The 1,459-nt window shown below is 64.6% G+C and carries 2 protein-coding genes; both read right to left on the bottom strand.

Features of this window, described 5'->3' with window-relative positions:
• Positions 1-81: 81 nt before the first annotated feature.
• On the bottom strand, positions 82-615 hold the full coding sequence (locus ACYVKX_RS04670) for a class I SAM-dependent methyltransferase (RefSeq protein ID WP_460829464.1): 534 nt from the start codon (positions 613-615) through the stop codon (positions 82-84).
• Between the two features lie 180 nt (positions 616-795).
• Entirely contained in the window at positions 796-1,275 is a 480-nt protein-coding gene (locus tag ACYVKX_RS04665) for a hypothetical protein (RefSeq protein WP_460829462.1), read from the bottom strand.
• Between the last annotated feature and the right edge of the window lie 184 nt (positions 1,276-1,459).

Raw genomic sequence — 1,459 nt, 5'->3', positions numbered from 1 at the left:
GCCGACGAATCAGGAGGTGAGCAGCAGGTCGCGTGAACACGCCGTCCACAGGTATTGACTATTGCTCGACAGGGGTCGGCGTTAGCCGGTCGGCTTGAGGGCCCGGAATCGCATCAAGTGTCCCGCGGCGGATGTCTCGACGGCGATCTCGGTGAATCCGAGTGTGGTGAGCGCGTCGGTGAGTTCGTGGGGGGCGATAAGCAGGTGGGGTGACCGGTCGACCGCGTGGACCCACCGTGCGACCCGGGTGGTGGTGAGGTCGTAGCCGAGGAACCTTCCACCCGGTTTGAGTACGCGGGCGACTTCTCTCAGGGCGGGACGCCATTCGATGACGTGGTGCAGCATGAGATAGGAGGTGACGGCGTCGAAGGATGCAGTGGCGTAGGTCAGCGCGGTGACGTCCGCTCGTTCGACCGTCACCCGCGTGTGGGATGCCAGTTCCTTGGTGGCGGTGGCGACCATGTCGTCGTCGAGGTCGGTCATGGTGAGCCTGACCTGTGGGTAGGTCTTGGCGACCCCTACGGCCATGGCGCCACTGCCGCCGCCGATCTCCAAGACGTCTCCGCTGAGCTCGATCCCGTTCGTTGCCCACGGCAGGACGTAGCGACGCGCCATATACTGCCAGGGCGCGCTGCGGCAGAAGGCGCCTTCTATCGCTGACATAACGGGCACTTCGTGGCTCCTTTAGCTGGGTGGTCAGCGGGTTCGCCGGGGTTCGGAGTTTGATTACGATCCAGACGAAGCTTGAGCCGGCTGCGCGGGCTTGTGCTGTCTGGTCGCGCCGCGGCGATCGGGTCACCTGGGCGTCGGCTCGGCCTCAATGTGGCCTTCCCGGTTCACCGGGTGGTGCGGCACGCTGACTCGGCACGCACGTGCCCGTTGCACGCGTTGCCAGAGGGCGTAGCCCAGTAGGGCCAAGGACCCGACGGCCAGGAAGGGCTGAGCCGGCGCGAACCAGGTCAGAGCTCCGCTGACGCCGAGCGACATGACCACCAGCTTGTTGCAGATCGGGCAGCCGATCGCGAAGAGGGACAACATGTTCCCCAGGAAGGTCTTGCCGCCTTGCGTCATCTGTGTCATCTCGGCGGGTTGTCTGACGTAGGTCGCGGCAAGAGCGCCGGTGAGGGCAGATGACGTGGCCCACACCGGGTAGTTCCACCACAGAACCGGCGTCATGCGCGTGTAGAACGGTGTTTCGATGATGCCGGTGGGGATGCCAAGGATGACGGCTATCGCTAGCGCGGTCAGCGCACCGACGATGACGCGAAGCTTCACTCGCTCAGTTCCTTCCGCGGCCTTGGCCTACGACTCGCATGATCACCTATGCACGATAGTAGCAACGCGGTGCAGTTCAGGTGCCAGGTGAAGCAGGGCCGGGTGCCGACCCTGACTGAGCCCTGATCCACCGACTGTGAACGTGTGGTGCTGACTTCAGCGGTCACGAGCCGGGTTGATGGTG

The sequence above is a fragment of the Nocardioides hungaricus genome, from assembly GCF_054782915.1.
This window is presented reverse-complemented; position numbering and strand designations above follow the sequence as displayed.